Source organism: Shewanella sp. 1CM18E (assembly GCF_023161665.1).
Taxonomy (GTDB): domain Bacteria; phylum Pseudomonadota; class Gammaproteobacteria; order Enterobacterales; family Shewanellaceae; genus Shewanella.
Window position 1 is genome coordinate 1 of sequence record NZ_JALNTW010000029.1, and the last position, 14,296, is coordinate 14,296.

Below are 14,296 nucleotides of genomic sequence, written 5' to 3' on the forward strand. Positions count from 1 at the left end.
ATTAAACGTACTTCAGGCAAAGCCTAATTGATGATAACCACCTACTGAAGTAGGTGGTTTAGGGCTGAAAACAAAAAGCTCGCTAAGGATCACTTAGCGAGCTTGTTCATCAACTATTTTCCCGTAAACGGCTAACTCACTGATGAGCTAACTAACTCACCTTTTTTAAACAATTTCCACTCACCTGGGCTCAGTACATTCCATTGCTCATCTTTAGTTAAAGGACGAGTCGCAATCACGGTAACAATGTCATTTGGTGTGGTTTCTTTATCGAAATCAATCACCACATCAGTATCAATTAATTTTGCTTTACCAAAAGGCGCTCGGCGCGTGATGTAGCATAGATTATTACTACAGTAACTCATCAAATGTTCACCATCGCTTAAGATCATGTTAAACACACCTAAAGCGCGGATCTCATCAGCTAAAGTCGAAATATAATGGTAAACCGCTAAGCGATCTTCAGGAGCGCGATCACCAAACTTTTCTACAACTTTATCCATAATCCAACAAAAAGCCATTTCACTGTCAGTATCACCCACAGCAGCAAAACGACGAGCTACAAACTTATCTTCATAATCACTTAATTGACCATTGTGTGCATAGGTCCAGTATTGGCCCCACAGCTCACGAGTAAACGGGTGAGTATTTTCAAGCGACACACAGCCGCGGTTGGCTTGGCGGATATGACTCACCACCACTTCGCTTTTTATCGGATAAGACTTAATAAGCTGTGCAACATGGGACTCACTGCTTGGGCGCGCGTCTTTAAATGTACGGCTGCCTTTGCCTTCATAAAAAGTAATGCCCCAGCCATCAACATGTGGTCCGGTTACGCCACCTCTTTCGGCTAGTCCAGTGAAACTAAATACAATATCTGTCGGAACATTGGCACTCATGGCCAGTAACTCACACATTAATCTTCATCCCGCTCTATCTACAACTTGATACCTTTTATTCTAACCACTTGATCGGCTTTGGGGAATCTAAAGCGTTGCAAATAATTTAAACATTTGTTTGAAAAATGCTTGTATTAAAATTAACTAAGGTTTAGATTTTATGAGACACAGGTCTGACCACGCACTATAATTGTGAGGTAGAACCAAAAACAAGTGCCTTTAGGTCAACTTTAGGTCACGCATACAAGGAGAATTACAGTGACGACCCTACTTTGGATCTTGGCAATAATAGTTGCGATAGGCGCTTTTGCTTATCTCAGAGTCTCTCTACTCACCGCCACCTTAGGCACCGCTGCGGTATTAGCAGTAGCAACAGGTATAGGTAATGCAAGCGGCCTACTTTGGCTGATTTTTCTTGCTGTTGCACTGCCACTTAATATCAGCTCATTTAGACAAAACGTTATCACCCGCCCATTACTTAAAATGTATCGCGGGATCATGCCAGAAATGTCGTCTACTGAAAAAGAAGCGATTGAAGCCGGAACCACTTGGTGGGAAGCGGATTTATTTGCAGGCAAACCAGACTGGAGCAAACTGCATAATTACCCAAAAGCCACACTAAGTGCTGAAGAACAAGCCTTTTTAGACGGCCCTGTTGAAGAAGTTTGCCGCATGCTAAACCAGCATCAGGTCTCTCACGAGCTAGCAGACTTACCTGAAGAAATTTGGCAATACCTAAAAGATCATGGCTTCTTTGCGATGATTATTAAAAAGAAGTATGGCGGTTTAGAATACTCCGCTTATGCGCAATCTCGCGTACTGCAAAAGCTTGCAGGTTTAAGCAGCGAATTAGCATCCACCGTTGGTGTACCTAACTCTTTAGGCCCAGGTGAGCTACTTCAGCATTATGGTACTAAAGCTCAGCAAGACCATTATCTGCCCCGCCTTGCTCAAGGCCTTGAAGTGCCTTGTTTTGCCTTAACTAGCCCAGAAGCTGGCAGTGATGCAGGTGCGATCCCTGATTTCGGCATCGTATGTAAAGGCGAATGGGAAGGTGAAGAAGTTCTCGGGATGAAGCTCACTTGGAACAAGCGCTATATTACGCTTGCACCAGTCGCCACGGTACTCGGTCTTGCATTCAAGCTTAGAGATCCAGACCAACTATTGGGTAAGCAAGAAGATTTAGGCATTACCTGCGCCCTAATTCCTACAGATATTGAAGGGGTGGAAACAGGTCGCCGTCACTTCCCGCTAAACTGTATGTTCCAAAATGGCCCGACCCGCGGTAACGAAGTCTTTGTACCACTTAGCTTTATTATTGGCGGCGCCGAAATGGCCGGCCAAGGCTGGAGAATGCTAGTTGAGTGTTTATCTGTAGGCCGCGGCATTACCCTGCCATCAAACTCTGCTGGTGGCATTAAAACCGCCGCACTAGCAACAGGTGCTTATGCTCGTATTCGTCGTCAATTTAAGCTACCAATTGGTAAACTTGAAGGTATTGAAGAGCCAATGGCACGTATTGGTGGTAACGCTTACCTAATGGACGCGGTAACCTCATTAACAACAACGGGTATCGACCTTGGTGAAAAGCCATCAGTGATTTCAGCTATTGTGAAATATCACCTAACCGACAGAATGCAAAAATGCGTTATCGACGCTATGGATATTCACGGTGGTAAAGGCGTATGCTTAGGCCCAAATAACTATTTAGGCCGTGGTTACCAAGCAGCGCCCATTGCGATTACCGTAGAGGGTGCAAACATTCTTACTCGTTCAATGATTATTTATGGTCAAGGTGCAATTCGCTGTCATCCATATGTATTAGCTGAAATGGAGTCGGCATTTGATCCAGATGCAAGCAAAGGTTTACGTGACTTTGACGCGGCTATCTTTGGTCACATTGGCTTTACCACCAGCAATCTAATACGTAGTTTTTGGATGGGCTTAACTTCAAGCCGCTTCTCTAATGCGCCCTACTCAGATAAAACTAAGCGCTACTATCAACAAATGAACCGCTTTAGTGCCAACTTAGCACTGCTATCAGACTTAGCGATGGCAACCCTTGGTGGCAACCTTAAGCGTAAAGAGCGTATTTCAGCACGTCTTGGTGACTTACTCAGTCAACTGTATCTTGCATCAGCAACACTTAAGCGTTACGAAGATGAGGGCCGTTTAACTGAAGATCTACCACTAGTTCAATGGGCGGTTGAAGATTCACTGTATAAACTGCAATCTTCACTCGATGAGTTACTGGATAACTTCCCTATGGGCTTAGGTATTGCACTACGTGCAGTGATCTTCCCATTTGGCCGCCCACTTAAACGTCCAAGCGATATGCTTGACCACAAGGTGGCTAAAATCATGCAAACGCCTTGCGCCAGCCGTGACCGCTTAGGTAAAGGTCAATTCTGGACTGCCAGCGAGCACAACACAGTTGGTATTCAGGAGCAAACATTTAAGGATATTTTGGCGTCAGAGCCTATTTACGACAAAGTCTGTAAAGCAGCCGGTAAGCGCCTACCCTTTATGTGGCTAGATAAAGTTGCTGCAGAAGGTAAAGCATTAGGTGTGTTAAGTGAATCTGAAATTGCGCTTCTTGAACGCGCTGAGATTGGTCGTATGAAATCAATTAATGTTGATGACTTTGACCCTGAAGAGCTAAAAGCCCGCACACTTGAATACGCTAAGCAGTTTGAAGCGGCTTAATCGTTAAGCCATTCCAAGACTAGATATAGCTAAAAAGGCTTAAGTGATTAACTTAAGCCTTTTTTATTTGCAGCTATCTTTAAAAGTTGCCGATTTATTGTTGCTTCAGTTGTTTCATAAAGTCTGTCATATGCGGTTTGAACTGTTTAAACAACTCCACATCGCGATTGTTTAACATCACTTCGCCAAAGAGTTTTAACCCAACTGCAAAGGCGATGGCATCCGCCTCTTCTAGGTCCATTTTAACTTTAATCATCTCGACAATTTTAAAAATATCGTCATGATTACGCGTCTCGAACGCTAAGCTACTGTCATCGATAGTCTGCCCTTTGGCGTCTTCTAAGTGCTCTAGAGTGACTTTGTACAAATGGCCTTTCATGGTTAACTCCTAATGAATAGGTTTAAAAAGCGTTAGCAAAAGGCTATTAACTAGCCCCCTTGCTCAGTTGATACTGCATATAAAAAAATCGTTCGTCTTGCTGCTGCACACTAAAGCCAAAGCGCTGGTAAAGCCTGACCGCAGGGCTAATTTGAAACACTTTAAGCTCAATACATTTTAAGCTCTCGTGCTCAGCTAAGCGCACGACTTCCCTTAGTACCTGCTTGCCAATGCCTCTATTTTGAAAATGGTTATCAATTTGCAGATCACGAAGCTGACAAACGTCAGCCGCAAATAACAACCTCAAAACTCCTACAGCCTCTCCATCGAGTGAGATCTGCTGATTATTCAAATCCTCTGTCATAGTTAAGATAGTTGTTCGATCCCAGTCTAGCCGATACTTTTTATAGTATGGCTGCATATTGGTTAAGGTAAGCTCCGCTGCGCCAACTAAATCCTTAGCAGTAGATAATTCAATCAAAGCTTCTCCTTTATTTGCCGTTTAGATTTGAGACTTTATCAAGTTAACAAACTATTGGAGTTAGCGCTAAAAGGTATTGGCTAGCAACTCGCATTGGCTTACTGGAAACTCGCTAAAGGACTTAATCCAAAGCCCTTTCACAAACTAAATAATATGCCGCTTTTAAACAACACTAGGCAGCTAAATCAATCGCCTGCTCACGTAAGTAATCCATGCCTGCTAAGAAACCACTGAACATTTTTAACGCGATAAACTGCCCAGACTCGGTTGTTCTATAGCTCTCACCATCTTTTATTAGCGCGCCAGATGCTAATAAATAGCTCAACTCTAACGGGAACGCCTGCCATAAGCTTTTACCAGTATGCGCCTTAAAGAGTGCATTATCTAAATAACCTTTGCCCATCATAATCATTAAATGATGTTGGTTAATTGATTTATTACTCAACATTTTATGATGACTAGTACCAACATTGCCTTGATTAATCAGTTGAATATAGCCATCAATATCAAAGCTAGATACTTGAAATTGTTGGCCAAAACGGCCAAAAGCGCCAGAACCAACACCAAAGCAGTTTTCACCATCAAGAACATATTTATTCTCAACATGCTGGCCAAAGTTACGGCTATATGTCCAAGGGAACTCCATCGCATAACGGTCAGACATTGCCTGTTTAACCGCTAAAAACTGTGGCCATAAATCTCTAGGATCACCCGCTAAACATTGAGACTTTTTACGACTCTTACCAATTCCTAGCGTCAATGGATAGGTAGTGATTTGATCTGGTTCAAGTTGGATCATCCGTGAAATATCAGCAACTACGCTGTCTGGTGTTTGGCCTTTAAAGCCGTACATTAGGTCAACATTCACCGTCGGGAAAAGCTCAATCCCCTTTTGAATATCAATCGCTTGTTCATCACCCGAGCCAAACTTTTCAAAGCGGCCACTGGCTTTTAATATATTGTCATCAAAGCTCTGTAGCCCTATAGACATTCTATCAACCAAACCATTAAGCAATTCAGGCTTACCAGTTTTAAAATAGCTAGGATCGGTTTCACACGAAACTTCACGCACATGGGTTAAACTTTTAATAAGCTCAATGGTTTTAACTAACTCGCCTTCTAGGATAGTGGTGGTTCCACCACCAATATATACACGATTAAACCGTAAGCCAGCATCGATAACTCGCCTTATTTCTTTACGCAGTGCCTCAAAGTAAACTAAGGCTTTTTGTTGGTTATATTTAATTTTATGAAACGAGCAAAAACGGCACAGTGTGTGGCAAAAAGGAATATGAATATAGAGGGTTTCTATATGCTGATCGTTAGTGAAGCCTACGGATGATTGCCCAAGTGGAAATGCTTTTGCATCTGCTAAACTCAGCGACTGCATAATGGTATGCCGCATAACAAGATCAAGGCTTTGTGTTGCTAAAGATAAACGTAAATCGGCAAATGACATAACTCACCTTGTAATGATGAATTGACCTGCTTTCAGGCACTAGGTAATTATTACCTTACCCCTGAGCAATATATAAAAGTGTGTTATATGGCTGATGTTGATACTTTTTTTTAGATTTTACGCAAGCTAGATCACATAAAAGCAATGAACATTTCGACTGTGACTTTTTGTATCCTAGTCACAGCCTGTGTTGTTCTTTCACGAACAATAAAAAGGGAGTTATTTTATGGCTAAATAAGTCGCAAGGTGAACAAATAAAGGCCAACTCAAAGTTGTTTGTCTGCATATCTAAAACCGCTAATTGACGAGAACAAACAAAGTTTACTCATGGAGCAAAGTCTATATTGATAGCCAAGCTTTCAGACTACAAGTTTTTATACTAACAAGTTCTTAGACATAGGTACGCAATCTAAAGTTATGCCTCTAGGTGAATGATAACTTGATACTTGCTCGCCGATAAAACCACAACCACGGTAAAATGGCGCCGCATTTAAGGTCGAATCAAGCTTAAGGCTTGGCAGATTATGCTTTATCGCAAGCGCTTCGAGAAATACCAGCATTTGCTTGGCTGCACCTTTACCGAAAAATTCTGGCTCAACAAAAATTGCATCGAGCATACCTGTTGCAATATTAAGTTTACCGCTTCCAATCACCTGCCCTGCAATCACTGACACATAGAAGTTATCAATAACATCACGAGTAAACTCAGTTGTTACCTCACCTTGTGTCCAAAAATCGAGTTGCTCTTCTGAGTAAAAACCTGCGCATTTAGCGATAATACTGCGACTACGTAGAGCAAAAATGGCATCAACATCTGAGTTTTGCGCTTTTCTGATAGCAATCATTTCCTTAAACAACCTTTGTTAACCATTCAATATTATTAATACAATTGATTACTATCTTTTAATCGCGTTAGCAATAACGTCTATACCGAATTGAAAGCCTTGTTGCTCATAAGCCTGTGAGCTTTGATTCATAAAACCGTGTTGGTAGGGAGTCACTTGCAGTTCAAGATTATCAAAGTCATTAATAATGGTCGCAACTTCATTCACATCAAAGCCAGGTTCTTGTTGAGGGAAAATGACTTCCATCTTAGCGATAGGTTTAGCCGCTAAATATTGGTGGATACGAGTTGGGTAAAAACAGCGAAATAGCTTATTTTTTGCTTTCAGCTCACCAGATAAACGCCACGCCACATTGGCTCCGGCGCTAAAACCAATGATCAGATCTGGTTCAAGTTGATGGAATAACGCCTCAGCCAACAAATAGTAATCTTCATGGCCACAACGCTCAACAAACGCACGATAAGCTTGTTGCTCATTCGCAAAATAATTGCGCTCCCCTGCATAAGGGTCGATGACATGAACCAAATCAATATTATTTATATTTGAAATCAATAAGTCACTAGACTCACATACTCCAAATATGTCGGTAATTATCATTACTTTCATATCGTCATCAATCCTCGTTAATGCAGCTTAAGCCATCTAAAGGCCGAGTAAGTGCAGCGCTCCATTGCTGCAAACTAAAACTAAGCTTGCTGTTCTGATGCTTTGCTCTTATTCGTACATGCCTCAGGCTTTCTTATCTGCTCCAATTCTGCATATAAGTATTCGGTAAAAAAGCCATGCATCAAAAACCGCTGGCTTAGATCCCATGGGCCAACTAAGTAATGCGGATATTTGTTATAGGCCATCTCAACGATTTCAGGTTTATCAATTATCCGACCAATACGGATTGCAATTGACTGATCTAGATTAAAACCATTAATTGCATCTCGGTACTCATCGCGTTTAAGTAGAAAACAAAACAGGCACATAAATAATGCGTGAGCCGTTTCAAAGTCAATCACTTGGCTAGCTTTACGCTCAAGTTGAAAATCTTGCATATCTATTGCTTGCCAACGCTGCCACGTTAGCGCCGAGCGCGGTTTATATTCGGCCTCTTTAGCATCACCTAAATGATAAAAAGCATCAAATAGCTCTTGGTCATGCTTAACAAAGGTATCGTGCAGCATGTCATCAACACACTTAGGGTAAAGATCGACAAATACCGATTTGCCTGAGTTTTCTGACAAGAAGTTAAGTACATTCGATTCAGTAGCAAAGTGCCTTAAAATAAGAAGATTGGCTTCTGGAGAGACCAAATTCTTACAAAACCAGCAGATCATCTTTTGCAATAAAGTATGGCCACTAAATTGAGGGAAAGGTAAACGCTTTAAAAACCAGGTTAGATGCAGCAATAGCGCAAAAAACAGCTGTAATATCGGCCTTAATGTCCAGCGAAAAGGGTTGTCGAGATCTTTAATCCAAAGTTCTAATGCGACCTTTTCTATCGGCAGTGAATTATCTGCAGCAATTGCGCGGATAAATGCACTCTGGCGTTGCTTAGTCACTGTCTATCTCCTCAAGTTGCAAGATATAAAGCCTGGCAACTACTTTTGCGGTGCGCGCTATCGCCTTAATCGCTGCGTCATTGGTCGCCACACGATCCACTAACTTATATAACTCTTCTAGATGATGCTCATCGTTTTCACCATGATAACGCATAAACCGTGTGGCTGATTGAGGCAGATTAAGCTGTTCTTCAACCAATTCAGCCCACTTGCCAGCCATCTTGTTGCCTAAGCCTTCGATAATCCACATGGCGCCAATAAGATCAATGGGGTTTTCTTGGCTGGCACGATACATAAGAAAACCGTGTAGTGCTTCAGAGCCAATATTTTTGCTTGCAGCTTGAATCACACTGACATCGCCTCCGGTTACAAGGTAATCACTTTCTAATAGTAAAAAGTCTTTATGCTCGTCTTTAGCGTGACCAATCACTATTGAGCGCACATCAGCATAATCACGATTAAAGCTAGAGGCGCAGCGGGTGATCCAACGCGAACCTTCAATCACTTGTTGGCGCAAATTAAGCAGTAGCTTTTGGTAATCTTGATGACTTAGTCTATTCTGCTCTAAGCGTTTAACGATAGGCACCTTGGATAACGCAAGATCGAAATCAAACCAAATCTTAAGTAATGACTGCAAGCAGGCTTGGCCCGAAGCGGTTAATACATGTTCAGCCATTATCTACTCCACTACAGTTAGGTGCATATAAGCACAATTGAATCGGCCGCTTTCCGGCACCATGCAAAACAGGGTTTCGCCCACAGTTAAAGAATGGCTCGATAGAAATTCATCTAACATAATAAAAATCGAGGCGCAGCCAGTGTTACCGCGCTCATAAAGGTTGGTGTACCATTTATGCTCAGGGATCTGCACACCGGCAACGCTAAGCATATCGACAATCTTGCTTTTAAAGTAAGCCGATGAAAAATGACATAACACATGGTCAACTTCATCGACGTTAAACATCTTATCTTGCTGTAACTTTAAAAAACCATTCACACCAACGGCAACAATATTGTCGAGTAAGCGCACGTCTTGACGTAATAACAGCGCTCCGGCCTGCTCTGCCTCGCTGTAGGTTGCAAAATCCTGCCAGCTTTTATCACTGTCTTTTGGCTTACCAACTGACATACAAACCGGATATACATCTGCATGTGAAAAGCTTTTTATCCAATCAATACGTAGACTTTTGCCAGTTTTTCTCGGCTGATCCTCAAGCAATAGCGCGCCTGCGCCATCTGATAGCATCCAGCGTAAAAACTCAGCATTAAAATCAATCTCATTACCTGTAACTTGCTCATATCGTGTATGTTTAAACAAGCGAGATGCCAGTTCACTGGCGATCACTAAAGCATTATTAGACTCTTGGGCTTTAATATTGGTATAAGCCGCTTTAAGCGCCATCATGCTGCTTGAACAAATCCCGTGACTGGTTTGTAGCTCTACACCGCTAATATCTAGCTCTGCTTGAACCATGCTACCAAAGCCTGGTAAAACTATATCGCCCTGACTCGTGGCAACACTGAGCATTTCTACCTGATTAGGAGGAATGTAACTGTTATCTAAACACCTTTTGCCCGCATTCGCGGCCATTTCACTGTTTGAAATTTGCGTTTCTTGTTGCTGGTTTATCGCGTAATGACGAGTCTTGATGCCATTAGACTGTAAAATCTTCCGCTTTAGACGGCTTTTTTTGCCATTAACTAAACCTAAGATAGTCTCAATCTCATCGTTATTTATGGCAGGCCCGGGCAGGAAGTGCCCGGTACTATTGATATATACGCTCAATTAACGGCCCTCTTTTTCATCGCCACTCGAATACAACGAATATTTTCTTCTATATAGGGAAATACACATACAACGGCCATAAAGCTCAAGTAACTAACAAAATAAGCACTGCCACCGTGAGGTGTCTCTACCGGTACCAGAGACATATTTCCCTGCCAATTTAAGCTAATTAAATTAATAAATTGCGGCCAATTAATGATAATAATGGTGATCAACATGTACATTGGTAGGGTGCCAAGATAGTTATGAGCATGCATTTCCCAAATCGAAATTTCCCGTTTGGGAGCGGCATATCTAACGTCAGCATGGGCAACCACTTCATGTAACACCCAAGTAAATAAGCAAATAATGAGGATAAGCACGTTTACGGTATAGAGTAAGCATAGTACCAATGGAATGGCGATTTGAATGCCCATAACCGAATGCATTAAGGTCTCTTTAACCCCTGAAGTATGTTCAATTTTGGTGGCGCGGTGGCAAAACCAATCCGCCAGCCCAGCTATCCCCCATATTGGCAATAGCATAAAAAGCAAAAAATTAATCAGCAGTTGTGACGTGTCCATGTCACTCATTCCTTTTGATATTTATCTAAAATCAGGCCGGCAAGACTAACATTTACCGCAAGTGTTGTAAGCTCAAGTGTTAATGAAAAGAGTTTTCTGTGTAACGAAATAACAACGAACTCGGATGAGATTGAATTGCAGCTTAGTGCTCGTTTGGTTGGGATTTTTCGGGGGCTGAAACTACTCTTTGAAAGCGATCTTTAAACGTGCCAGTTATTAATCCTGACAATAATAGTAATCAAACGGTGGCAGCTAGATTAAACTTAGATTTGGAACAGTGCTTTAAATCTCCGCGGCCAAATAAAACACCTATACAAAAACAACCAAATATCAATATCTAACTGAGAACCACACCATCATTCTCTATCAAGTATAAAATTGTAAAAGATCCACCTTCTGAAGAAGGTGGCTTTGCTAGCCCTTATGAAGCGGACTCCCTAAAAGGGAGCTTTCCTACCGTGCGTTAACAAGACGCCGTAAATATATCCCTATAGGCTCTACTAAATCACTGACCGCCATGGATTGGTGGAAATGCCAACAAATGTAAGGAACATTTGTGGCCCTGATTTAGAAGCTTGTACCGCACTATTAGCAAAGCTCACGTATCAATTGAGCTTGTAAGCTATGTTTAAATGAACTTATAAGCCGTGTATCGCATGGATGCGATAAGCGAGCCTCCATGGACCCTTTTCTTTCAAAAATGTCGGCGTGCTTATAAGTCGTTAAACATCGCCTTAACTCCGAAATTCCATTAAACGGACTTCAGGCAAAGCCTAATTGATGATAACCACCTACTGAAGTAGGTGGTTTAGGGCTGAAAACAAAATAAAGCAGCGCTATTGCTAGCACTGCTTTCACTGTATTTTTGTTCACAACAATTGAAGTTTATCAACCCTCTTAAAATATAAGCTCAAATATAGGCTTAGATATAGGCTTAACTTCAGTTTTAAACTACCGGCGCACGCGAGTTAATCACTTACCGAGTCTTTACTCTTAGTAGTATTAGCGTCAGTAATTTTAATCTCGGTTGTTATTGTCTCAGTTACTGCAGTTTCAGTAACTGGTGCATCGCTACTTGGTTCTAGTTTTTGTACATCAGCAGGGATCAAGCTAATTAGCTCTACACCTGATGGCAACTCAGGTTCTGCTGCAGCGCTGATCACTCTAACCTTACCGTCTTGAAGATAAATAAGCGGAATTGCAGACTGTGCATACTGTTCCATAAACATGCTGTAATTAAAGCTGTCGGTCAGGCGAGTACTTTTTATGCTCGCGCCCTTAGCCATTAAACTGGCGAGTTTTGAGTAGGAAACCCCTTCACCAAAAAGGCATAAACGTTTTAAATAAGATTCAGATAACTGGTGTCTTGCGCTCGATGCTTCACCATTATTAAGCCCGAATACCTTTTCACCACCAAATACGTCTTGAAAGTAAAAACTCACCAAAGGGTTAAGCTGCCTATATGGCGACATAACCAATACTCTACCAATCCCTGCCATATTCATATGGTTTTCAGCATGCTCCGATGCAGGATTACCAAAGTAAACCGGAATGTTGTCCATTCTCGCTAGACGAATATTGTCCCAGTTATTATCAGCAAGTAAAACGGTAACGCCTTTTGATTGCAGCGTCTTAGCCAAAGCTCGCGGAAAACTTGATGCGCCAAAAATCAATAACCCTTGAGACGAATCAGCGGTTACACCTAATATTTTGGCCCAGCGCCCAGCCGTTAAGCTTTGAATAACAACCGTACCAATAATAATTAAAAACACCAGTGGCACTATCATTTCAGCACCTTTAATCCCAATGGCTTCAAGCTTAATCGCGAACAGTGACGACACCGCTGCTGCAACAATACCACGAGGTGCCACCCAGCTTAAAAACCACTTATCGCCTTTAGAAAGCGAGGTCCCCACACCACAACACCAAATGCTAAGTGGGCGAGCAACTAACATTACCACTGCAAGCAGCGCTAAGCCTTCCCAGCCTAAACTTAATAGCGCATCAGCGTTTAGCCTGGCCGCTAAGAGAATAAACAATGCAGAGATAAGCAGTACTGTTAGTGTTTCTTTAAATTCAAGAATATCGGCAATATCAACGCCTTTCATATTGGCGAGCCAAATACCCATAACTGTAACTGAAAGCAGGCCCGCTTCTTCTTGAAGGAGGTTTGAACCTACGAATACCGCTAGCATTAAAGTGAGCACTGCCGTATTGCGCAAATAATGTGGCAACAGATTATTACGTAATACCAGCCCGACTAAGTAACCGCTGATAGCGCCAAAGCCCAAGCCAATGGCCAACATAGCGCTCAAAGCGTGCAATACATGAGTGGTAGGATCTGCCGCTACCGCAATATATTCAAACACTAATACCGCAAGTAGTGCACCTATGGGGTCAATGACAATCCCCTCCCAACGTAAAATACTCGCTAGCTCGGTTTTAGGCCTTACGCTTCGAAGCATAGGAACAATAACCGTCGGTCCCGTAACTACGACTAATGCGCCAAATAGCAAAGCCATTGACCATTCAAAATTGAGTAAATAGAAGGTACCAACAGCAATACAAGCCCAAGTGATCACCGTGCCTAAAGTAACAAGCCGGGTCACCATCACGCCATGTTCTTGGATCTCTTTAAAATTAAGGGTTAGCGCGCCTTCAAATAAAATAACGGCAACACCCAGAGAAATGATGGGAAATAGCAAATCGCCAAATATGACGTCTGGTTGCAAAAAGCCAAGCCCTGGCCCAAGTAATAAGCCACAAAGTAATAGCGGTAATATAGCTGGGAGCCTTAACTTCCAACCTATCCACTGACAAAACAACGATAAAACACCTAGCAAAGCAAGCATCGCAGTGATCTGCTCCAGCATAGCCTATTTCCTTATCTGATCGTTTCAATCGAAACGCTGTTTGTTAAAACATGCCGTTGTGTGTAAAAACTATAGCTAAACTTGAGTAAAATACGATAACACCAAGAAAAGTAAATCAAAATTATCGTTAAATTGTTTAGTTCTATAAGAGTGGCTCAAATACTAAGCAAGATCAGAAAATGGAAGATATAAACAACCAATCAGTGTAGGTGTTTTGACGGTAATAATCGTTTGTTGTGAAGGCTTTATTCTTAGTTTGGCACAAGGGATTCTCGGAATACTGACGAACCCGCGACCGCCATTTTTAAACTTACCAGAAACGAAAAAAGCCTTCACATTACTGTGAAGGCTTTAATCTTAGTTTGGCGGAGCGGACGGGACTCGAACCCGCGACCCCCGGCGTGACAGGCCGGTATTCTAACCAACTGAACTACCGCTCCAAAACTTTTTTTAGAAATCATTATGTCGATTTCTGTGGTTACTGCTATGTCACTAGCAAATAACCTTGTCTTACTTTAAATTGGCGGAGCGGACGGGACTCGAACCCGCGACCCCCGGCGTGACAGGCCGGTATTCTAACCAACTGAACTACCGCTCCAAAACTTTTTTTAGAAATCATTATGTCGATTTCTGTGGTTACTGCTATGTCACTAGCAAATAACCTTGTCTTACTTTAAATTGGCGGAGCGGACGGGACTCGAACCCGCGACCCCCGGCGTGACAGGCCGGTATTCTAACCAACTGAACTACCGCTC

General features: G+C 42.2%; 12 protein-coding genes and 2 tRNA genes. 1 reads left to right on the forward strand and 13 read right to left on the reverse strand.

Annotation, left to right across the window (positions count from 1 at the left end; all coding sequences use genetic code 11):
• Positions 1 to 131: 131 nt before the first annotated feature.
• Complete coding sequence (locus MSG37_RS21095) at positions 132 to 917, reverse strand: class II glutamine amidotransferase (RefSeq protein WP_248472753.1); 786 nt, start codon at positions 915 to 917, stop codon at positions 132 to 134.
• Positions 918 to 1,157: 240 nt separating this feature from the next.
• On the opposite strand from MSG37_RS21095, the gene fadE reads away from it, so the two are divergent.
• Positions 1,158 to 3,605, forward strand: coding sequence for an acyl-CoA dehydrogenase FadE (fadE, locus tag MSG37_RS21100; RefSeq protein ID WP_248472755.1), 2,448 nt, complete (start codon positions 1,158 to 1,160; stop codon positions 3,603 to 3,605).
• A gap of 94 nt (positions 3,606 to 3,699) precedes the next feature.
• Here fadE and MSG37_RS21105 read toward each other — a convergent pair whose 3' ends face one another.
• The 12 genes from MSG37_RS21105 to MSG37_RS21160 form a co-directional block, all read right to left on the reverse strand.
• Positions 3,700 to 3,984 carry a DUF3861 domain-containing protein gene (locus MSG37_RS21105; protein ID WP_248472757.1) on the reverse strand — a complete coding sequence of 95 codons (285 nt, stop codon included), beginning with the start codon at positions 3,982 to 3,984 and terminating at the stop codon, positions 3,700 to 3,702.
• A gap of 46 nt (positions 3,985 to 4,030) precedes the next feature.
• On the reverse strand, positions 4,031 to 4,465 hold the full coding sequence (locus tag MSG37_RS21110) for a GNAT family N-acetyltransferase (RefSeq protein ID WP_248472759.1): 435 nt from the start codon (positions 4,463 to 4,465) through the stop codon (positions 4,031 to 4,033).
• Between the two features lie 172 nt (positions 4,466 to 4,637).
• Positions 4,638 to 5,924, reverse strand: coding sequence for a coproporphyrinogen III oxidase family protein (locus tag MSG37_RS21115; RefSeq protein WP_248472761.1), 1,287 nt, complete (start codon positions 5,922 to 5,924; stop codon positions 4,638 to 4,640).
• A gap of 374 nt (positions 5,925 to 6,298) precedes the next feature.
• The gene (locus tag MSG37_RS21120) at positions 6,299 to 6,769 is read right to left on the reverse strand and encodes a GNAT family N-acetyltransferase (RefSeq protein WP_248472763.1); all 471 of its coding nucleotides are present in this window, start codon (positions 6,767 to 6,769) and stop codon (positions 6,299 to 6,301) included.
• 51 nt (positions 6,770 to 6,820) lie between these two features.
• Positions 6,821 to 7,375 (reverse strand): dienelactone hydrolase family protein, encoded by a 555-nt coding sequence (locus MSG37_RS21125; protein ID WP_248472765.1) that lies wholly within the window; start codon positions 7,373 to 7,375, stop codon positions 6,821 to 6,823.
• A gap of 80 nt (positions 7,376 to 7,455) precedes the next feature.
• Positions 7,456 to 8,319: a hypothetical protein gene (locus MSG37_RS21130; protein ID WP_248472766.1), complete on the reverse strand. Its 864-nt coding sequence runs from the start codon at positions 8,317 to 8,319 to the stop codon at positions 7,456 to 7,458.
• Positions 8,312 to 8,995, reverse strand: coding sequence for an iron-containing redox enzyme family protein (locus MSG37_RS21135; RefSeq protein ID WP_248472768.1), 684 nt, complete (start codon positions 8,993 to 8,995; stop codon positions 8,312 to 8,314). The genes MSG37_RS21130 and MSG37_RS21135 overlap by 8 nt, the downstream gene beginning before the upstream one ends.
• Before the next feature lie 3 nt (positions 8,996 to 8,998).
• Complete coding sequence (locus MSG37_RS21140) at positions 8,999 to 10,105, reverse strand: beta-ketoacyl-ACP synthase III (RefSeq protein ID WP_248472769.1); 1,107 nt, start codon at positions 10,103 to 10,105, stop codon at positions 8,999 to 9,001.
• Entirely contained in the window at positions 10,102 to 10,668 is a 567-nt protein-coding gene (locus MSG37_RS21145) for a diguanylate cyclase (protein ID WP_248472771.1), read from the reverse strand. The genes MSG37_RS21140 and MSG37_RS21145 overlap by 4 nt, the downstream gene beginning before the upstream one ends.
• A gap of 968 nt (positions 10,669 to 11,636) precedes the next feature.
• Complete coding sequence (locus MSG37_RS21150) at positions 11,637 to 13,541, reverse strand: sodium:proton antiporter (RefSeq protein WP_248472773.1); 1,905 nt, start codon at positions 13,539 to 13,541, stop codon at positions 11,637 to 11,639.
• 363 nt (positions 13,542 to 13,904) lie between these two features.
• Positions 13,905 to 13,981, reverse strand: a tRNA-Asp gene (locus MSG37_RS21155).
• A gap of 81 nt (positions 13,982 to 14,062) precedes the next feature.
• A tRNA-Asp gene (locus MSG37_RS21160) sits at positions 14,063 to 14,139 on the reverse strand.
• Between the last annotated feature and the right edge of the window lie 157 nt (positions 14,140 to 14,296).